Here is a 21499-nt window from a genome sequence, read left to right on the forward strand (position 1 = left end):
CTCTCTATTTAAATACCTGAACTTTTACTTCTTTTTCGACCAATTCACTGAAATGGCCTTCGTATCGGGTGGCTCTCACAATATGGTTGTCGATCCAATGGTAATTTCCCCCTCTCGGTTTCCCAAAAAGAATACCGTGGTATTTAAAACCATGATCATCCAACCACTTTTCGGTCACCTCACGATGCTCTTCCAGGCGGGAGGTAAAAAAAGTAATGATGTGCCCTTCTTCATACCATCCGTTAACGGTATCTAAAGCACCTTCATAAATTCTCGCTGTCGCCATTCGCTCGGGTTCCTCATTCGGAATATCGTCGCAAACGGTTCCATCTATATCAATCAAAAAGTTCTTTACCCCATCATTTAAAACAGGGCTTAAGGACTTTCCTTCTTTTTGTAAATTCTGAAGACTTGGTTTATTCTTCATCTTTCCAGTTTAGACGATCAGACTGGGCAAATTGCCACGGCGCACCGTTGTTTTCAATGTTGGTAAACATGTTATTCAGTTCTGCCGGGGCAGCGCTTTGCTCCATCACCAAATACTGGCGTAAATCCATGATAATGGACAAAGGATCAATATTTACAGGGCAAGCATCCGTACAGGCATTGCACGTATTACAGGCCCACAATTCTTCTGCGGTAATGTAGTCACCTACCAACAACTTTCCATCGTTGTGCTCCGCACCATTTTTGTCTATTCCTTTTCCTACCTCGGTAATCCGATCACGGGTGTCCATCATGACCTTCCGTGGGGAAAGCAGTTTACCGGTAGTATTTGCAGGACAAACCGATGTACATCGACCACATTCTGTACAGGTGTAGGCATCCAACAACTGCTTCCAGGTCAAATCGGTAACATCCTTTGCTCCAAAAGTTTCTTGGGGAGCATCCGTTGCTGGCGCTGCATAAGGATCTGCGTTAGGGTCGAACATCAGCTCTACCTCTTTTTTCACAGATTCCAGGTTTTGGAATTCTCCCTTAGGCTTCAAGTTGGAGAAGTAGGTATTAGGAAAAGCAAGGATGATGTGCAGGTGTTTGGAAATGACCAGGTAATTCAAAAAGGCCAAAATTCCGAGGATGTGGAACCACCAGCAAAAGCGTTCGATTATAACGAGAGCGGTCACATTCGATGGCATCAAACCCACCAAATTCTGGCTCACCAGAAACTTAACGTCTGTTAGTCCGGTACTCGCATAAGAAGCGGGAGCTCCCTCCGGCATGTTCATCAATACCGTGTCGGCGGCATCCATAATTAAGAAGGCGCTCATCATAAGTACCTCGGCCAGAAGAATCAGATTCGCATCCTTAAACGGCCACCCCTTCATTTCAGGAGACCGAAAGCGAGCAATAGAGAGTACATTTCTTCTGATGAGAAAGAGCAAACAAGCGGCCCAAACCAACAGGGCAAGGACCTCAAATACATTGATAAAGGGAATGTAGGCTGCCCCTAAAATTCCGGTAAAAACCCGGTGCGTTCCAAAGATTCCATCAATCATGATTTCCAGAATCTCCAGATTGATAATCACGAATCCAGCATAAACCAATATGTGAAGAATCCCAGGAATAGGGCGAACCACCATTTTAGATTGACCTAACGCCACCCGAATCATGGTTTTCCAACGAAGATCCGATTGATCGCTTCGGTCTACCGATTTACCCAATCGGATATTGCGAATGATTTTGCCGATGTTTTTGGAAAACAAATAACCTGCTGCAATCAGTGCAACGATGAATATGATATTGCCTACACCCATATCCTAATTTGTCTTTGTAGAATCGTTTTTGTCCTTTTTATCCTTTCTGCCAAATACCGAGAAGTGGACATATCTTTTCGGATTGTTCTGAAGGTCTATTAGAAGTAGATCCAGGTTTTTGCTGGCCGCTTCCAGGTTTTGATACAAGGTATCGTTGTTGACCAACTCACCCATGGTACCCTCACCCTCTTCTACTTTTCTAAGAATTTCGTTGGCACTGGCCAAGGCCGTATTCGCCTGGTCGATGGTTTGCTTGATTTCGAGTGTATTCAAGGTATCCGAAAACTCGGCCAGATTTTCGCTCATAACCTGCAGATTTTCCATAACAATGGCCAAACGTGCTTTCTCGCTTACCAAAAGATCGTTTAAGGTGACGGCTGCACTATCAAAAGTTTCAAGTGCATCGGCCATGTGTTCCAAACCGTCTTCAATGTTACCTCGATTTTTATCATTGAGTACAAGCTGCATCAGTTTCATCACCGAGTCCACTGAATTTACAACTTCAATGGCCTTTTTCTCGAAGGGTTCTAAGCCTGCGGTTAATGACTCCAGCACATCTACAGAGGTTCCCGAGGCAATGGTATCCTCATCTACCAGGTAGGAATTGGAGTTGCCCAGCTCAATCAACACTACCTTTCCACCCAGAAGTCCAGTACTTCCTATAATAGCGCGGCTATCATCGGGAATGAGCAATTCTGAACGCGAAAACTCGATTTCAAGGATAATTTGACGACTCTTGGGGTCGAGGTAGTAGCTTCTCACTTTTCCCACGCGGTCACCCTGAATGGTTACGGGATCATCGGGATTGAGACCAGAAACATCTTCGTAGGTTGCGTAGAGGGTAATGCCTCGATTGAAGAGGTTGGATCCTTTTAAAAAGTTGTATCCGAAATAAAATACGCCCAGACTAAACAGGACAACCAGGGCTATGACAATCTCTTTGGAAAACTTCAAATTTGCAGTCTTTAGTGCTGTTCGACAATCTTCCTGGCCTCTGTGATGGTGATCCTTTTACCCTGATAAACTCCGATCAGGAAGGCATCTTTGTAGCCATTTTCTCGAACGTGCTTCTGCAAATTTAATCCTTCTTCAAAAGTAAGCTCATTTCCAACGGTATATTTATAGCTCCCGTTCACCTTAAGCTCACGTATATCATCCAATCCTTTAAAATTGGTTGCCTTAATTTCTACGGGTTCCGGAGAGGACACAATCTGCACTCGAAAACGAACTCCATGGTCAGGTTTAGATGGTGGAGGTGTGGACGTACCCGGCGCTAAATCAGCGAACTGACTATCTACATCCTTTTTATACGCCTTGAAAGCGTTGTAAATACAATTGGAAATCAAAACTCGGTTGTCTTCCTGATTCAGAAATCGTCCTTCCTTAGTGTTGGTAATAAATCCGGTTTCTACCAAAACACTGGGCATGGTGGTTTTGTACAATACCACAAAACCGGCCTGCTTCACTCCCCGATCACGCCGACCGGCGCTCTTGAACTGTTCCTGAACCTTAGAGGCAAATCGAAGACTTTGGTCCAAATTAGCTTGGCTAACCAATCCTGAAAATATGTTGAATTCCATGGATTTAGGATCAAAACCTTCGTAGTTGGATTCGTAATTATCCTCCATCAGAATTACTTTGTTTTCCCGCTTCACAATGTCGAGGTTAGCTGCCTCTTTGTGTAATCCCAGAGCAAAAGTTTCCGTTCCATAAGCTGACTTGTTCACGGCAGCATCGGCATGAATGGAGATAAAAAGGTCTGCGTTATGCTTGTTGGCAATGTTGGCGCGGTTCGTCAATTCGATAAAAACATCGGTTTCACGCGTAAAAACCAATTTTACATCTGGGTGATTGGCTTTTATCGCACGACCTACGCGAAGCGCAATGTCGAGTACAATGTCTTTTTCCTTGATTCCATCTACCCCGATGGACCCTGGATCCTTTCCTCCGTGGCCCGCATCAATCACTACTTTTTTCAAACCATATTCACCCGGGCGATAGGGGTAAAAAGAGGTGAGTAGGACAAAGAGCATGGAGGAAGCCAAAATAATGAACGGTTTGGTTTTCATAATTTTTAAAACTTGAGCCGTAATCCTTAGCATCGTTAACTTTTTGTTTTCGTAGTTTTGGGCCGAATTTCTGACGTTGAGCAAAATTAATACTACTGCCTTGCCCACGCACTCCTTCCGTCCCCGTTTATTTCACGCATTTCTGTTGATAATGTTGTGTGGACACGTTGCTTATGCGCAAAACGATAGTATTCCAATAAACGGACCAGACAGCACACAAACCCAAGCCGACACCAGTAAAACGGAGGATCAAGCCAGTTCTTCAAGCTTCAATTCGAAGGTGGAATACATGGCGGAAGACTCTCTGCGCTTTGATGTTAAGAACCAATTGGTGTACCTCTATAGTTCTGGTGAAGTCCATTATGAAACGACCAGTCTGAAAGCGGATTACATTGAATTGGACCTGAATTCGAATGAGGTATTCTCCAGAGGTTCTCTGGATACCACAACGGGTGAATTGGTTGGTAAACCTGAGTTTAGCGACGGAGGACAGGAATTTGAAGCCACTGAAATGCGCTATAATTTCCAATCGAAAAAAGGACTCATTTCAGATGCTGTCACCCAACAGGGTGATGGATACGTAACCGGAAACAAGGTTAAAAAATTACCTGGTGATGTCATTTTCATCGAGGACGGACGCTTTTGCCCCTGTGAGGATCGCAATGCGAAAACCTTTATTCAGGCCAAAAAGATCAAAATTATACCTGAAGACAAAGTAGTAACAGGGCCAGCTAACTTGAAGCTTGGCAACATTCCTACTCCCCTGCTCCTGCCCTTTGGAATTTTTCCAAACCGCCAAGGTGCCGCTTCAGGAATTATCCCTCCTCAGTTTAACTACAGTGAAAGTCAGGGATTCTCTTTGCAACAAGGGGGGTATTACTGGGCCGTGAATGACTACATGGATCTATCCTTTTTGGGTGACATTTACTCACGGGGAAGTTGGGGACTTGGATTAAAAAGTAACTACAATGTAAAGTACCGATTCCGAGGCAATGTGGATTTGAAGTACTCCCGCTTTGTTGAAGGTTCGGCAGAAACACAGGATTTGAGACGCGAAACAATTTACCGGATTTTCTGGAAACACGTTCAAGATCCTAAATCGAGTCCTTACAGCAATTTTAGTGCAGACGTAAACGTATATGCCAACAACCGGCTGGACATTACCTCTACTGCCCAACAGTACTTGTCCAACACCTTTAAATCGAACATTAACTACAGTTACAATTTTCCGAATTCACCATTCCGTATGACGGTGAATGCGAGTCACGAATTGAATACCATTGATACCAATACTTATGCTCAGCTGGTTTTGCCCCAGATAACGCTGAACATGGACCGGATTTATCCCTTCAAGAGAAAATACAAAGTGGGCCGCGACAAGTGGTATGAAAAGATTGGCTTAACCTACTCGACCAATGCTCTGAACAAGATCAACACCTTACAGGATTCTCTGTTTACCGAATCGGCTTTGGATGATCTGAAATATGGTATTCGACACACCTTTGGTTTAAACACGAATTACAAACTGCTCAAGGTATTCAGCTTTCAGCCAAGCTTTAACTACCGCGAAACATGGGAATTCAAACAAACCGATCAAACTTGGGATGCGGATTCAGGAGTGATTCAGGAAAATGCGATTGAACGATTTGGACGTTATGGAACTTGGGATGCGGGTGCCACCGTTAGTACCAAGATGTACATGTTCTATGACTTCTTTAGCTTCCTTCCTATTAAAACGGTTCGCCACGTAATTACACCTCAGGTTGGATTTCGTGTAACCCCTAACTACTCCAACCGAGATTACATCCAGCAAGTTCAGATGGATACCATTGGAAACATCAAAAGCTACTCGATTTACGACAACTATAGCCCCTTTAGTGCCGCTCCAACTGGAAAGGAAACAGGAAAAATCACCATGTCGCTGCAAAACAACTTCGAAATGAAGGTGCGTGACCGAAAGGACACCTTAACCGGCTACAAGAAGGTGAAACTGCTTGATCAGTTGCGTTTTTCGACCGACTACGACTTGTTTGCCGACTCGCTCAACTGGAGCAACATGAGCATTGTAGCATCCACGAATCTGTTCAACTTTTTCAAAATCAACTACAACTCCTCGATGGACTTTTATGCCTACGGCACAGATACTCTGGGCAATAACTTCCGAACCAGCAACTTTGAATTAGGAGAAAATGGTAGATTGGGACGATTTGTTCGTCACGCCATTGGTATCAACTTTACCCTCTCTAACAAAAAGCAGCAGCAACGAAAGAAAAAGAAGCTGGAGGCCATGAACAAGAGTGCCTTTGTATTCCAAAATATTCCTTGGTCGGTTTCTGTAGGATATACCTTTAACTACCAAAAACCTTACGACGACGATTCCAAACGGCAGACTCAAGCCCTGGTTTTAAACTCCAGAATGCAGATCACCGAAAACTGGAAGTTTGACGCTTCCTTGAATTTTGACCTGGAAGCTCGGGAATTTGGGTATACCACATTCTCTATTTACCGGGATATGAACTGCTGGGAAGCCCGAATTATGGTGGTACCTGCAGGTGGTCAGCAGCAGTACAACTTTGGAATCAATCTGAAGCCCTCCATGTTCAAGGATTTGAAAATTGAACGGAAACGAAATTTCTACGACTTTAATTAATCACCATGAAGAAGACAGTTTTAACCGAAAATGCACCCGCTCCAATTGGACCCTACAGTCAGGCAGTAGTAGCCAATGGGATGGTTTATGTAAGTGGTCAAGTAGCCATCGACCCTGCGACAGGTGAAGTGAAAACAGATGATCTGGAGGAGGAAACGCATTTGGTGATGAAAAACTTAAAGGCCGTTTTAGCCGCTTCCGGATCTTCTTTGGATCAGGTGATAAAGTGCTCAATTTTCATCAGCGACATGGGCAACTTTAGCCGAATTAATGAGGTTTACGGAAGCTACTTTACCGGTGATTTTCCGGCTCGCGAAACGGTAGAAGTAAGTTGTTTGCCCAAGAATGTAAATGTGGAGATTTCCTGCATGGCATTGGTAGGCTAACGAACAATGAGGAGATTCCCGTCCCTCGTCAAATCTATTATTTCCTTATTGATCGAGGGTAATGTCATAAAACAGCCCTCACTCCACGGTGAGTGGTGACTGTGAAACACAATGTTTCGCTGAAAGACATTATCATTTATCCCAGGTTCTAAACCCTGGATACGCATTCCAATTTGATATTCACCTTCTCCAAATTGGCTTTTGTAGGCGTTGAGGGTTTTAAAAACTCCCTTTGAAGAAATCTTGGATTCAGGCTCGTTGGAAAATTCAGTAGCCCACAGTAACCCTGATTTATAGGCATGACTTACATGCGCATTCAAGAGCGTTCTGCGACTTTTTAAGTCCACCACCCAAAGCCGTTTCCTAAACACGGGGCTATCATAATCGATAAGTATGGCGAACTGAGCCTTTCTAAAATGTGCCGGATACTTTTTGAGCTCCACATCTATTCGATCCAGAAGTTCATCATCGGGAACCGTCGGACTAAAGATCACTCCAACAAAGAATCCAATAAGGATTAGAATAAGTTGCCATTTTTTGATTCGCATCGAGAGCCAAAAAGTCCGACTATTATTTCTTGAATTTTGTCTTCCAACCGTTAACTTTCCTTAAACCAACCTAAGAATCACCGCGCTGGCACCTGAACGGATATGGAAAACAGTGAATACCATTTCCAGAACCCAAAATATGGTTTAACTTCGCGGCTTCATCCATTTGATTGAATAGAAATTCTTACATATTATGAGTTACGATCTGATCGTTTTAGGAAGTGGACCTGGTGGATATGTAGCCGCCATTCGTGCCTCTCAGCTTGGGCTGAAAACTGCCATTGTTGAAAGAGAATCCCTTGGAGGTATTTGCCTGAACTGGGGCTGTATTCCTACCAAAGCTCTTTTGAAAAGTGCACAAGTGTTTGAATACCTGAATCACGCTTCTGATTTCGGTATTTCCGTAAAGGATCATTCGGCCGATTTCCCAGCTATTATCAAGAGAAGTCGTGGTGTAGCTGAGAAAATGAGCAACGGTATCCAGTTTTTGATGAAGAAAAACAAGATCGATGTGATCATGGGTACAGGTAAACTGAAGTCGGCTACGGAATTGGAAGTAACCGATGAGAAAGGTGCTGCCACAAACTATACTGCAAAAAATATTATCGTAGCCACTGGAGCCCGCTCCAGAGAATTGCCAAACCTTCCTCAGGATGGCAAGAAAATTATCGGCTACCGCCAGGCGATGAACTTGCCTAAGCAACCTAAGAAAATGGTTGTGGTAGGTTCAGGAGCTATCGGTTCTGAGTTTGCTTACTTCTACCAGGCTATGGGCACTGAAGTAACACTTATCGAATACATGCCAAACATCGTTCCTGTAGAAGACGAAGACGTGAGCAAGCAATTGGGTCGCTCCTTCAAGAAAATGGGAATGAAGGTGATGGTTTCTTCAGAGGTAACCAATGTAGACACCAAAGGAACGGGCTGCAAGGTTTCTGTAAAGACCAAAAAAGGCGAAGAAGTTATTGATTGTGATATCGTTCTTTCTGCGGTAGGTATCTCTACCAACATCGAAAACATCGGTTTGGAAGACGTTGGAATCGCAACAGACAAGGGTAAGATCCTTGTAAACGATTATTACCAGACTAACATCCCAGGTGTTTGCGCCATTGGTGATGTAGTTGCTGGTCCAGCTTTGGCACACGTTGCTTCTGCTGAAGGTATTGTAGCTGTAGAAAAAATGGCCGGAATGGATCCTCAGCCAATTGACTACGGTAACATCCCTGGGTGTACGTACTGTTCTCCTGAAGTAGCTTCAGTTGGAATGACTGAAAAAGCGGCTAAGGAAGCTGGATACGACATCAAAGTGGGTAAATTCCCATTCTCTGCTTCTGGTAAAGCAAGCGCTGCCGGACACAATGAAGGTTTTGTTAAACTCGTATTCGACGCTAAGTACGGCGAATTGTTGGGTGGCCACATGATTGGATACAACGTTACTGAAATGGTTGCCGAGTTGGTAGCTGTACGTAAGTTGGAAACTACAGGCCATGAGTTGATCAGCACCGTACACCCTCACCCTACCATGAGTGAGGCGATTATGGAAGCTGCGGCTGACGCCTACGACGAGTGCATCCACATCTAAGAATAGGATAAACTTATTTTTTTCCCCTTGTTCAGAATGGACTCCGTTGGAGTACTGATGAGCAAGGGGTTTTTATTTTAAAACCATTGACTACTCATCCGTTCCGGATAGCTATCGGGAATCCGGATGAGTGGTATTGAATTTTTGATAAAATTCATCGATTAATAGAATTCGGCCTGCCAAGTTTATCTAAATTTCACCCCAAATTGACCCCATGTGCGGTATCGTTGGAATCATAAGTGAGCACCATTCTGATCTGATCGAAAAAGCGACGGATCAACTGGCTTCGAGAGGGCCTGATGCTCGTGGTGTATTCCGAGATCAGCACCTGGCTTTGGGCCACAGAAGGCTTTCTATTATAGACACTTCTGAAGGAGCCAACCAGCCTATGCAGGATGAAAGCGGTCGCTATACCCTGGTTTTCAATGGTGAGTTTTACCAGTTTAAAACCTACCGAAATCTGTTAGAAAACGAAGGGGTAAAATTTCGTACCCAGTCTGATACGGAAGTGCTGCTTCAGCTCTACTTGCGCGATGGAATTGATTTCCTTCAAAAGCTGGACGGTTTTTTCGCCATTGCCATTTACGATAAGGAAGAACAAAGCTTGCTCCTTGCTCGAGATCGAATGGGCATTAAGCCTCTTTACTGGTACGCTGATCAGGAACGATTTTGCTTTGCTTCAGAAATGAAAGCCTTGATGGCCCTTGGCATTCCTCGTATGTTGGATCGAGCTTCCCTGTTCACCTATTTACAACTCAACTATATTCCAGCACCGAATACCATTCTCAAGGATGCGCATAAACTACCACCAGGGCATTACCTGAAGATTGAAAAGGTGAATCAATGGCCGGTGTTTTATGACGAACCGAAGGCCTACTACGAGATTCCAAAAACCTCCTTTACTTACAACGACCTTACGCCAAGAAATTACGTTACGGCACAGCAAACTCTCTATGAACTATTGGATGAATCCGTTCAGCGCAGAATGGTTTCTGATGTTCCCTTAGGAGCCTTTCTTTCCGGAGGAATTGATAGCTCAACTATTTGTGCCCTCGCCTCCCGACATGTAGACAAACTGCATACCTTTTCTATTGGTTTTAAGGATGAACCGTTTTTCGACGAGACCCACTACGCCCAGTTGGTAGCCAAGAAGTTTAATACGGAACATACGGTATTCTCTTTGGGCAACGATGACCTCTATGGAGGATTACAAAGCATCCTGGATTACATTGACGAACCCTTTGCTGATTCGAGTGCTATTAATGTTTTTCTACTGAGTCAATATACCCGGGAGAAAGTAACCGTGGCACTCTCTGGAGATGGAGCCGATGAGATGTTTTCGGGCTACAACAAACACTATGCGGAGTTTAGAGCACGTAATCCAGGAATTAAAGGCGAAATGGTCCGTTCCCTTTACCCACTGCTACGGCAATTGCCCAAAGGACGCCACTCCAAAATCACGAACCTAAATAGACAGCTGCAGCGTTTTGCCGAGGGCATGAAGCTAAGTAACCGGGATCGTTATTGGAAATGGGCCACCTTTAGCAATGAGGAAAAGTCCAATTACTTGCTTCGCGAACCTTTAATCGAGCAAGAGCAGCGCCTATCTGACCTGGCCTACGACTACAAAAAGAGAAAAGACTTCTTGCTTCGGAACATTTCCAAAAAAGGAAACCTAAACGAAGTACTCTATACCGACATGCAATTGGTTTTACCCAATGATATGCTCTACAAGGTGGATCTCATGTCGATGGCGAATAGCCTGGAAGTTCGTACCCCATTTCTGGATAAAAATGTAGTTGACTTCGCCTTTGAAATTCCCGTTCAATTCAAAATAAACGAACGGATGCGCAAAAAAATCGTTCAAGACACCTTCCGGAAAATCCTTCCTGAAGAGTTGTTTAATCGACCCAAAAAAGGATTTGAGGTTCCTCTACTGGGCTGGTTACGCAACGAGTTGGACGAGCGAATTCGACAAGAATGGTTTCACCCGGACTTTCTGGAAGAACAACAAATATTCAATCCAGCCGCCATCCAATCTCTGCTTCAAAAATTACATTCAAACAGTCCTGACGGAGCTCCGTATACCGTATGGGCCTTGATTGTTTTTCAATCGTGGTACAAGAAATACATGATGCACTAATATGAGTAAACCCCGAGTATTACGGATCCTCAATCGCTTCAATTTAGGTGGCCCTACCTACAACGCAGCGTACCTTACCCGCTACCTTGAACCTGACTTTGAAACCCGGCTTATTGGCGGCGAAAAAGACGAAAGCGAAGGCAGCTCCCTTCACATTACCGATGGCTTAGGTATAAAGCCCCACGTCATCTCTTCTATGAAAAGAGAGGTGAACTTGGGAATGGACCGGGAAGCCTACCGAGAGATCAGGAAGCACATACAGGAGTTTAAACCTCAAATTGTACATACCCATGCCTCCAAAGCGGGTGCCTTGGGGCGGTTGGCGGCACTTCATGAAAATGTACCGGTTATCGTACATACCTTTCACGGACATGTTTTTCACGGCTATTTTAATCCGCTGAAAACCCATGCTTACAAATACATTGAGCGCTACCTGGCCCGTAAATCCGACCAAATTATAGCCATTAGCGACATCCAGAAAAACGAACTCTGCAACATTCACCGCATTGCTGCTGAAAGCAAAACCTCGGTTATTCCTTTGGGATTTGATCTCGATCGGTTTCGTGAAGACAAGGCTGAAAAACGCATGCAGTTCAGAGAGAAATACACTCTATCAACCGATACTCTGGCCATTGGAATTATCGGGCGGCTGGTACCCATCAAAAACCACGAGTTGTTTCTCAAGGCTATCGATGCCTGCAAAAGTCAGGCTAAACAAAAGATTCAGGCCTATGTCATTGGGGATGGCGAAACCAAATTGGCCCTTCAGACTTTCATTCAGGAAAATACCCAATTGAGCTTTTCGGAAGGAGCTGATGCCAGCGCGGATGTAATTTTCACTTCCTGGATCAAAGAAGTGGATCAAGCTTTAGCCGGACTGGATTTGGTGTGTTTAACCTCACTCAATGAAGGAACTCCTGTGAGCCTCATTGAAGCCCAGGCTGCGGGCAAACCCATCGTTTCTACCAACGTCGGGGGTATTGAGAACGTTGTACTTCCTAATAAATCAGCGCTACTTAGCCCTCTTGGTGAAGACACCAAATTCATCGAAAATCTGGTAGGTCTGGTCGATGATTCAGAAAAACTTACCGCCATGTCAACGGCAGGTGAAGCCTTTGTGTTCGAGCATTTCCACTACAGGCGACTGGCTGCGGACGTAAAAAAACTCTATAATTACCTGCTGAATCAAAAAAGTAATTAATCTTCGCAGGAATTTGGTTTCAGGGGACTGGAACTAATTTGATATTTTTGCTCGCGATTATGAATAGAGGTGTAAGAATTAGTGCTGGGATTTTTCTCCTGGTCGCATTTGCCATCGGATTTTCGGGGTGTAACTGGCTTAACCAAAGCATCATGTTCAAAACCCCAAAAGATTATACGTTTGACACTCCCCCAGATACCATTATAGATCAATACGTTATTCAAGCCAATGACCTGTTTTACTTCAGGCTATTTGCAAACGACGGATTTAAATTGATCGACCTGACCTCATCCGGGTCTTCTAATGGTGGTAATCAGAACTTCAACCTGTTTAACAGTGATAATTCCTTGTTTCAGTATTTGGTGGAATACGACGGTACGGTCAAACTACCTATACTTGGTCGAATCCATGTGGAGGGATTAACCCTACGGGAAATGGAATTGATGCTTCAAGAGAAGTATTCCCTCTCGTTCAACGATCCCTTCGTTCAAATTACGGTCTTAAATAGGCGAGTTATCGTGTTTCCTGGAGAGTCTGGACAAGCCGCGGTAATTGGCTTACAGAACAACAACACCACACTCATGGAAGCCCTGGCATTGGCAGGCGGTCTATCGGAGAATGGTAAGGCTCAAAAAGTGAAACTCATTCGAAAAACAGACGATCCCAACAACCCTCTGGTTTATCAGTTCGACCTAAGTACCATTGAGGGATTGCGGTATGCGAATATGATTGTTCAAACGGAAGATATTATCTACGTAGAACCTCGCCGCCGTGTCGCTTTGAATGTGATGCGAGAAATTACTCCTTACATCACCCTTCTTACGACTTTTCTGCTGACCCTTACTACTATTCAAGCACTACGGTCACTGAACTAAGGTATGTATAACGACAACAGATCCATTCAGGACGAGAACTACGAAAGGTACCGGGAACGGTTAACCAACTTCAGCCAGGAGTTTGAGCTTGGTCTCTTTATATTTCTCGCCCGCAAAAGCATAATTTGGATAATATCTTTTCTGGTATTAGCCCTATCTCTGGCTTACATTTACCTGCACTACACGCAGCCGATTTATGAGTCGAGTAGTATTCTTCAGCTCAAAGAATCCAACAAAGCCAAAGAGGTTCTCAACATTGAGGACATGGGAGAAAAGGATGATATTTCAGCCGATGTAGAGTTGATTCGTTCGAAGGAATTTCTCAAGATTATGTTTGAGAAACTACCTCTGGACATAAGTTATTTTGCCGAAGGTGAGATCTTGACCTATGAGCAATACAAGTCATCTCCCTACATCGTGGATTATGAAATTCATTCTCCCGATGCCTATAAAAACAAATACTACGTATCCTTCCCTACTGCCTATGAAGTAGTGTTGGGCGTGGAAAATCCAGATGGAGAAATCACCGAGAAAACCTATAGCCTTAACAACTGGATTGATCTGGGATTTGCTACGCTAAAAATCCGTTTGATTGACTTTGATCAGGTAGAAAAGGGCAATGGTGAAATCACCGGAAATGACCTTTACTTCACACTGAATTCCAAGCGAAATATTCTAAAGCGCTACTTGAAGAATATTGAGATTAAGGTTATGAATATGTCGGCCAATACGGTGAAAGTTTCCTTTCAGGACAACAACTCCCTGAAAGCGGCTGACTTATCTAACACCATTGCTTCCGGGTTTATTGAGTATGATCTCGAACGTAAGATTACCAGTTCGAATCAGATTTTGGAGTTTATTGATTCGCAGCGCGATGAAGTGTATCAGCGCTTGAAGGAATCGGAAATGTCGATCCAAGAATTTAAGATCAACAACAAGGTTACCGGAAGTACCGAAGATTTTGCGGGTAGCTACATGGAACGCCTGGGGTTGCTTGAAGAAGAATACCTAAAACTGGAATTGGAGAAAGACATTCTGGACGAAATCGCCTCAGCTACAGAGTCTAATTCTGATTCGGTGGATGTTTACGATCTACTTCCACTATTGGCTGGAACCCAGTTTGAAGAAAACATTAAGGCCCAGGTTAAATACCTGCACAAGCTTCTTTTGGAAAAAGAGCAGGCTTTGTATGAAGTAACTTCTTCCAGTGGTCGGGTAAAAAATCTGGACTTTCAGGTAGGTATCCAGAAAAAGCTGTTGATGGAGAGTATTTACTCCTTCAAACAAAAAATTGAATCGCGCAAAGAGAATATCAAAAGCAAAATCACGGATATCGAAAGCACCTTTAGTGGACTACCCGTTAAGGAGCTGCGTTACTCTCGATTGAAGCGCGTATTTGCCATTAACGAGAAATTCTATACCCTGCTTTTGGAGAAGAAGGCCGAGTACGCCATCTCTAAAGCCGGTATCGTTCCTGAAAGTGTGATTTTGGAATTGGCCGTTCCAGCTGAGAAGCCTATTTCTCCAGATAAACGAATGATTTACACTGTGTTTATCCTCGTGGCTATTATCGCCGGGGTATCCATGGTTGTGATCCGCTACTTGTTGTACAACGAAGTGGGATCGCTAAATGAAATCGTAAAGCTTACTCAAGCCTCGATCGGTACCTTGGGAATTATTCCCGATGTAAAAGAAAAGATTCCGGTATCGCAGCTCGTAGTCGACAAAAAGCCTAAGTCAGTTTTGGCCGAATCCTTCCGCTCCATTCGAACCAATTTGCAGTTTATTAGCCGTGAAGACGATAGTTCAAAGATTATCGCGATTACCTCAACCATTTCTGGGGAAGGAAAAACCTTTGTTGCTATTAACCTGGGAGGAATTATCGCCTTCTCTGGAAAAAAGGTAATCATTCTGGATCTGGATATGCGGAAGCCTAAAATCCACAAGGGTTTTAACACCGAGAACAAAAATGGAATGTCCACTTTGCTGATTGGAAAGGACAAGATTGAAGATACCATTCAAAAAAGTCAATTGGGTAATCTGGACTTTATCACCGCTGGACCTGTTCCACCAAACCCTTCAGAGCTTATCATCAACGGCAAGCTTTACGACGTGCTGGATGAGTTGAAAAAACAGTATGACATTATCATTATTGACAACCCTCCTGTTGGATTGGTTACCGATGGTATTGAATGTTTGAAAATTGCCGATTACCCACTCTACATTTTCCGGGCTGAGTATTCGAAGAGAAACTTCGTACAAATGGTTGACCGGATCGTGAACGAGAACAAAGTTCAGCACCTTTCCGTAATCCTTAATGGTGTAAACGTAAACCGGGGTAGGTATAACTACAATTATAGCTACGGTTATGGTTACGGATACGGCTACGGATATGGGTACGGTTATGGCTATGGCTACGGCGGCTATTACGAAGAAAACGAAGACAAAGAAGCTGAAAGCAAAGCCTTTTTAAAACGCTTCAAAAAAAATAAGAATTAGATGGAGATACTTGAAGAACCCCTACCCGGGGTATTCCTCTTGAAGCCCCGCGTATTTGGCGACCATCGCGGCCATTTTTACGAACCTTACAACAAAGACACTTTCCATAAGCTTGGCATTACTGCTGAATTTGTTCAGGACAATCAATCCTTGTCTACCCAGAAAGGAGTATTGCGTGGACTTCATTTTCAGAATCCACCTTATGCTCAAGGAAAACTGGTACGGGTTCTACAAGGTGCTGTGATTGACGTGGCCGTAGATATTCGGAAAGGTTCAGCTACCTATGGCCAACACTTTGCGGCCGAGTTGAATGAAGAGAATAAGCTTCTGATGTACGTTCCGCCAGGCTATGCCCATGGCTTTGTAACGCTTGCCGAAACCACGCTCTTTAACTACAAGTGTACCAACTATTACCACCCAGAGTCAGAAGACGGTATTGCATGGGATGATCCTGATTTGGGGATTGATTGGGGAATTGATTCACCGATTTTATCTGCAAAAGACACGCAAAATCAGGCCTTCAAGGATTTTAATAGTTTGTTTTAATCCCTCGTTTTATAGTTTTGAAGCTGATGCTTCAGTCATTCGTTTAAGCTTTGGATAGATTACTGGTTTACAAATACGTTGGACTTTTTGTCTTTTCTCTGGTGTTGGCTTTGATCCTAAACACCATATTTCTTCGATTCTCCCGTAATCTCGGAAACCGCAATATTGATGAAGGATTGATCCGTTGGTCCTCAGTCTCGAAACCCTCTTTAGGAGGCATTTCGTTTTACATCATTTTTCTCGTCACCTATTCCATTTACACCATCTTTTTCAATCCGGGCACTCACCTGTTGAATCCCCAGCACATAGGGATATTGCTGGCCACTGGGATGGCTTTTTTGATGGGTTTGAGCGACGATGCTTACAACACCAATCCCCTGCTTAAATTTTTGGTTCAGGTAGCCTGTGGTGGTGTGCTTATTCTCACCGGAACCTACATATCTCTGTTTGAATTGGAACTGTTCAATTACCTGCTCACCATCTTTTGGGTAGTAGCCGTTATGAACTCCATTAACATGCTGGATAACATGGATGCCATTACCACTATGGTTTCCATCTTTATCATTTTTTCAGCCATGTCTTCCGCCTGGATCAGTCCGGATTTTAATCACTTCTGCATGACCTCAATGGTGGGCTTATCGGGAGCATTGATCGGCTTTTTGTTCTACAATTGGAACCCTTCAAAAATGTTTATGGGCGATACAGGGAGCCAGTTTCTGGGCATCTTTCTGGCCGCCTTTGGCATCATTTACTTCTGGAACAACAAAGCTGGTGGTGGTGAAGAAGCCGTTACCCGTCAGGTAACCATTACCATGATTGCCTTTATTGTGCCTATTACCGATACCCTAACCGTAATCATCAATCGACTTAGACGTAAGCAATCTCCTTTTGTAGGTGGAAAGGACCATACCACACACCACCTCTCCTATTTGGGCTTAAACGACCGGAATGTAGCTCGGGTTTTTGCCCTTATCAGTTTTGTCTCTTACATCCTTGTTTACCTGATTGTTAATAACTTTCAGGAGTGGACCTACCTAAAAGCGATCCTGTTTCTTTCGTATTTTCTAATAGTTTTCGGAACTTTGTATACGATAACTCAACTGCCGAAAACAAGAAAGAAATTCAAGGAACAAAATGGTCAATGACAAAAAGAGATGGCGAAGAAATAGCCGAATTTTCCTAAGCGGCTTCGGTTTCGCAATCCTGGTCAGTTTCCTATTTATTCAATCTACGTACGAAGAAAAAGAAGATGCCGGATACGAAAAGGTGTTTCAGGAAAACTACCATGTATTTGCGCTCAACATTCCAAACGAATTGGAATTTTGCGATGAGGAAGTCCCCCTTCAGTTGATTGATGTTCGGGAAAAACTGGATCGGGAATTACTGGTAAACACCTACTGGCAATCCAACATGTTGCTTTTTCTAAAACGATCTCACAGGTGGTTTCCAGTGATTGAACCCATCTTGGCAGAAAACGGTGTTCCTGACGATTTTAAGTACCTCGCCTTGATTGAAAGCGGGCTCACTCCTATCGTTTCTCCTGCTGGTGCAACTGGCTTTTGGCAGATTATGAGAGCTACCGGTCAGGAGCATGGTCTTCGCATCAACAAAGAGGTGGATGAAAGATACCACGTAGAAAAGTCCACTCAATTTGCCTGTGACTACCTTAAGGAAGCCAAAGAGAAATTTGGCAGCTGGACCTTAGCCGCCGGTTCCTACAACATGGGAATGAATGGAATGAGAAAACAGCTGGAGCGTCAAAAGGTGGATAACTACTACGACCTATTGCTCAACGAGGAAACTTCGCGTTACCTGTTTCGCATTTTGGCTGTAAAGCATATCATTACCCATGCCCCAGAGTATGGATTTACGTTTAGAAGCAAGCACCTGTATCCCACTATTGAGACCGAAGAAGTTCTTCTGGATTCCTCGGTGGCCAATTTTGCGGACTATGCTTTTGAACATCAAATCAACTACAAAGTCTTGAAGTATTTCAACCCCTGGTTGAGACAGAGCTACCTTCACAACACCAAAGGCGATACCTATTGGGTGAAGATTCCAACCGAAAAATACCGCAGGCAAATTATGCTGGACCTGCAACTTCCCGAAATGGAGGAAGACACCATTACAGCAGAGTAAGCAAGAGTCAGCTTGGAAGAATTTTTGGAAGTATACGGTGCCCGTGAGCACAATCTAAAAAACCTTACGGTCAAAATTCCGCGAAACCAATTGGTGGTGATCACCGGATTGAGTGGAAGTGGAAAATCCTCTTTGGCCTTCGATACTATTCACGCGGAAGGACAGCGTCGCTATATTGAAAGCTTCGCCAGCTATGCACGCCAATTCATTGGCAACCTGGAACGCCCCGATGTAGACAAGATCAACGGATTGAGTCCGGTGATTTCCATTGAGCAGAAAACGGTGAACAAAAGCCCCCGATCCACCGTGGGAACGATTACCGAGATCTACGATTTCCTGCGTTTGCTCTATGCCCGGGCTTCTGACGCCTATTCCTACAACACGGGTGAAAAAATGGTGCAATACTCGGATCAGGAAATTCGCGAATTAATTCAGAAGCACTACAAAGGCAAACGCATTCAACTACTGGCTCCCTTGGTCCGATCCAGAAAGGGACACTACCGTGAGTTGTTTCAAAGCATTAGCAAAAAAGGCTTTCTTAGGGTTCGTGTGGATGGCGAAGTGCAAGAGATCCTACCTCGTATGCAGGTAGACCGCTATAAAAACCACGACATTGAAGTGGTAATCGACCGGATAAAGGTGGATGAGAAAAGCGAAGGCCGCATTCTTGAATCTCTGAAACTGGCCCTGAAAATGGGTAAAAATGTAATGATGGTGATGGACGTGGATTCGGATGAAGTGCGCTACTTCTCCCGCAACCTGATGTGTCCTACCACCGGAATTGCCTACGATCTTCCAGCTCCGAATTTGTTTTCCTTCAACTCCCCCAAAGGAGCATGCCCCCATTGTAACGGTTTGGGAGAGGTGTCTGAAGTAGACATCAACAAAATCATACCCGACAATAAGAAAAGCATTAAACAAGGCGCTTTAGCTCCATTAGGGGCTTACAAAAGCAATTGGATCTTTAAACAGATCGAAGCCATTGGCCAGAAGTACGGATTTAAATTGACCACTCCGGTCAAAGAGATCGAAGAAAAGGCCATCCACGAAATGCTCTTTGGGTCTACCGAAGACATCGTGGTGAAAAATGAAGTGGCTGGAGTATCCAACTCCTACACCATCCGGTTTGAGGGAATCGTAAACATTCTCACCAACCACGTAAAAGACGACTACGGCACGGCATACCACCGCTGGGCTCAAAGCTTTATGAATAAAGTTCCCTGTCCTGAATGCCATGGAAGTCGTTTGAAAAAGGAGGCCCTGTATTTCAAAATTGGGGACAAAAACATCGCCGATTTGGCCAACTCCGACATCACCTGGTTGGAAGAGTGGTTTCAAAACATTGAGGAAAAACTCAGCGATAAACAAAAGAAAATTGCAGAGGATATTCTAAAGGAAATCCGAAGTCGCATAGGCTTTTTAACCAATGTTGGTTTGGACTACCTGACCCTGAATCGTTCGGCCAAATCCCTGTCGGGAGGAGAAGCCCAGCGCATTCGATTGGCTACCCAAATTGGTACGCAACTCGTTGGCGTGCTCTATATCCTCGATGAGCCCAGTATTGGTCTTCACCAACGAGACAACGATCGCTTGATCACGGCCCTTAAAGACTTGCGCGAAATTGGTAATTCCGTGATGGTCGTTGAGCACGACAAAGACATGATTCTCAATGCGGACTACGTATTGGATATCGGTCCTGGAGCTGGGGTTCACGGTGGAGAGATTGTAGCTGCCGGTTCGCCAGAAGAAATCATGCAGCTGCCCACAGAAACGGCGAAGTATTTGAGCGGAGCCAAAGAAATTCCAATTCCGGCTAAACCTCGGAAAGGCAGCGGCAAAAAGCTTTCTCTTACCGGTGCTTCAGGCAACAACCTGAAAAATGTAAAGGTGGATTTTCCTTTGGGAAAATTCATCGTAGTTACGGGTGTTTCAGGATCTGGTAAATCTACCTTGATTAATCAGACCCTATACCCGATTTTGAACCAGCACTTTTACCGATCTCCCAAAAAACCACTTCCTTTCAAACAAGTGAAGGGACTGGAGCATTTGGACAAAGTCATTGAAATTGATCAAAGTCCGATTGGACGCACCCCGCGTTCCAATCCGGCAACCTATACCGGAGTATTTAGCGACATTAGAAATTTGTTTGCTCAGCTGCCTGAAGCTAAGATTCGCGGATACAAACCTGGACGTTTTTCTTTCAACGTAAAAGGCGGTCGCTGCGAAACCTGTAAGGGTGCAGGGGTAAAAACCATTGAAATGAATTTCCTTCCCGATGTGTATGTGCATTGCGAAGACTGCAATGGAAAACGCTACAACCGCGAAACGCTTGAAGTGAGGTACAAGGGAAAATCCATTTCCGATGTGTTGAATATGACCATCGAGGATGCCGTTCCCTTCTTTGAAAACATCCCTTCCATCGCTCAAAAACTTAGAACACTTGAGGAGGTAGGGTTAGGTTATATCACTTTAGGTCAAAGCAGCACTACCCTTTCAGGAGGTGAGGCTCAACGGGTTAAGTTGGCAACTGAGCTTTCTAAAAAGGATACCGGCAATACCTTCTACATACTTGATGAACCTTCTACCGGATTGCATTTCGAGGACATCAGCATTCTATTGGATGTATTGAACCGCTTAGCCGATCATGGGAATACCGTATTGGTCATTGAGCACAATTTGGACATCATCAAGGTGGCCGATCATGTCATTGATTTGGGGCCTGAAGGAGGCGAAAAAGGCGGTAAGATTCTGTTCTCCGGAACCCTTAAAAAACTGCTCAATCATCCCGAATCACATACCGGAAAATACCTGAAAAAAGAGCTGGAAAGAAAGCCTACTTTTCAAGATTAGAAAGGCCTCAGTGCGACAATACCGCAGGGAATAAAAAACGTTCGGAAAGCCTTATAAACACTGGGGAAGTTAATTCTGATTTTTGAAGGAATTCGAAGGTTTTTTGGTTACATTCGTTAATGTTCGATAGGGGTTGAAGGGAGTTTATACTTGATTTTACCTCAGATCGTCCGGAGACTAAATTACCTTATTAACTAAACGCAGTTCTATTCAGAATGGCTATTCTGATCTGCCTTAAACTTCTTTGATTCGAATGA

Annotated in this window: 16 protein-coding genes; 11 read left to right on the top strand and 5 right to left on the bottom strand. The window is 44.1% G+C overall.

Annotated features, from left to right (window positions below; all coding sequences use genetic code 11):
- Positions 1-4 precede the first annotated feature (4 nt).
- Genes KFE98_00890 through KFE98_00905 form a run of 4 tightly spaced genes read right to left on the bottom strand, consistent with a single transcriptional unit; the run spans position 5 to position 3823 of the window.
- On the bottom strand, positions 5-427 hold the full coding sequence (locus KFE98_00890) for a phosphoheptose isomerase (GenBank protein ID UTW62741.1): 423 nt from the start codon (positions 425-427) through the stop codon (positions 5-7).
- Positions 417-1754 (bottom strand): 4Fe-4S dicluster domain-containing protein, encoded by a 1338-nt coding sequence (locus tag KFE98_00895; protein ID UTW62742.1) that lies wholly within the window; start codon positions 1752-1754, stop codon positions 417-419. The genes KFE98_00890 and KFE98_00895 overlap by 11 nt, the downstream gene beginning before the upstream one ends.
- A 3-nt stretch (positions 1755-1757) precedes the next feature.
- Entirely contained in the window at positions 1758-2708 is a 951-nt protein-coding gene (locus tag KFE98_00900; protein ID UTW62743.1) for an MCE family protein, read from the bottom strand.
- 11 nt (positions 2709-2719) lie between these two features.
- The gene (locus KFE98_00905) at positions 2720-3823 is read right to left on the bottom strand and encodes an N-acetylmuramoyl-L-alanine amidase (protein ID UTW62744.1); all 1104 of its coding nucleotides are present in this window, start codon (positions 3821-3823) and stop codon (positions 2720-2722) included.
- Positions 3824-3899: 76 nt separating this feature from the next.
- Here KFE98_00905 and KFE98_00910 point away from each other — a divergent pair, with 76 nt between their 5' ends.
- Complete coding sequence (locus KFE98_00910; GenBank protein ID UTW62745.1) at positions 3900-6473, top strand: LPS-assembly protein LptD; 2574 nt, start codon at positions 3900-3902, stop codon at positions 6471-6473.
- A gap of 5 nt (positions 6474-6478) precedes the next feature.
- Positions 6479-6859: a RidA family protein gene (locus KFE98_00915; GenBank protein UTW62746.1), complete on the top strand. Its 381-nt coding sequence runs from the start codon at positions 6479-6481 to the stop codon at positions 6857-6859.
- On the opposite strand, the gene KFE98_00920 is transcribed toward KFE98_00915, so the two are convergent.
- Entirely contained in the window at positions 6856-7407 is a 552-nt protein-coding gene (locus KFE98_00920; protein UTW62747.1) for a murein L,D-transpeptidase catalytic domain family protein, read from the bottom strand. The genes KFE98_00915 and KFE98_00920 overlap by 4 nt on opposite strands.
- Positions 7408-7600: 193 nt before the next feature.
- On the opposite strand from KFE98_00920, the gene lpdA reads away from it, so the two are divergent.
- From lpdA to uvrA, 9 genes are all read left to right on the top strand, one after another.
- Complete coding sequence (lpdA, locus tag KFE98_00925; GenBank protein UTW62748.1) at positions 7601-8989, top strand: dihydrolipoyl dehydrogenase; 1389 nt, start codon at positions 7601-7603, stop codon at positions 8987-8989.
- 214 nt (positions 8990-9203) lie between these two features.
- Positions 9204-11132: an asparagine synthase (glutamine-hydrolyzing) gene (asnB, locus tag KFE98_00930; GenBank protein ID UTW62749.1), complete on the top strand. Its 1929-nt coding sequence runs from the start codon at positions 9204-9206 to the stop codon at positions 11130-11132.
- Between the two features lies 1 nt (position 11133).
- Positions 11134-12333, top strand: coding sequence for a glycosyltransferase (locus KFE98_00935; GenBank protein ID UTW62750.1), 1200 nt, complete (start codon positions 11134-11136; stop codon positions 12331-12333).
- 59 nt (positions 12334-12392) lie between these two features.
- Positions 12393-13208, top strand: coding sequence for a polysaccharide biosynthesis/export family protein (locus KFE98_00940; GenBank protein ID UTW62751.1), 816 nt, complete (start codon positions 12393-12395; stop codon positions 13206-13208).
- A 3-nt stretch (positions 13209-13211) separates the two neighbouring features.
- Positions 13212-15707 (top strand): polysaccharide biosynthesis tyrosine autokinase, encoded by a 2496-nt coding sequence (locus tag KFE98_00945; protein UTW62752.1) that lies wholly within the window; start codon positions 13212-13214, stop codon positions 15705-15707.
- Positions 15708-16253: a dTDP-4-dehydrorhamnose 3,5-epimerase gene (rfbC, locus tag KFE98_00950; protein ID UTW62753.1), complete on the top strand. Its 546-nt coding sequence runs from the start codon at positions 15708-15710 to the stop codon at positions 16251-16253.
- 50 nt (positions 16254-16303) lie between these two features.
- Entirely contained in the window at positions 16304-17398 is a 1095-nt protein-coding gene (locus KFE98_00955) for an undecaprenyl/decaprenyl-phosphate alpha-N-acetylglucosaminyl 1-phosphate transferase (GenBank protein UTW62754.1), read from the top strand.
- Positions 17388-18392, top strand: a complete 1005-nt coding sequence (locus tag KFE98_00960) for a lytic transglycosylase domain-containing protein (protein ID UTW62755.1) — start codon at positions 17388-17390, stop codon at positions 18390-18392. Before KFE98_00955 ends, KFE98_00960 begins: the two co-directional genes overlap by 11 nt.
- Positions 18393-18404: 12 nt before the next feature.
- Positions 18405-21242 (top strand): excinuclease ABC subunit UvrA, encoded by a 2838-nt coding sequence (gene uvrA, locus KFE98_00965; GenBank protein UTW62756.1) that lies wholly within the window; start codon positions 18405-18407, stop codon positions 21240-21242.
- Positions 21243-21499 lie beyond the last annotated feature (257 nt).

Source organism: bacterium SCSIO 12741 (genome assembly GCA_024398055.1).
Lineage (GTDB): Bacteria > Bacteroidota > Bacteroidia > Flavobacteriales_G > Salibacteraceae > SCSIO-12741.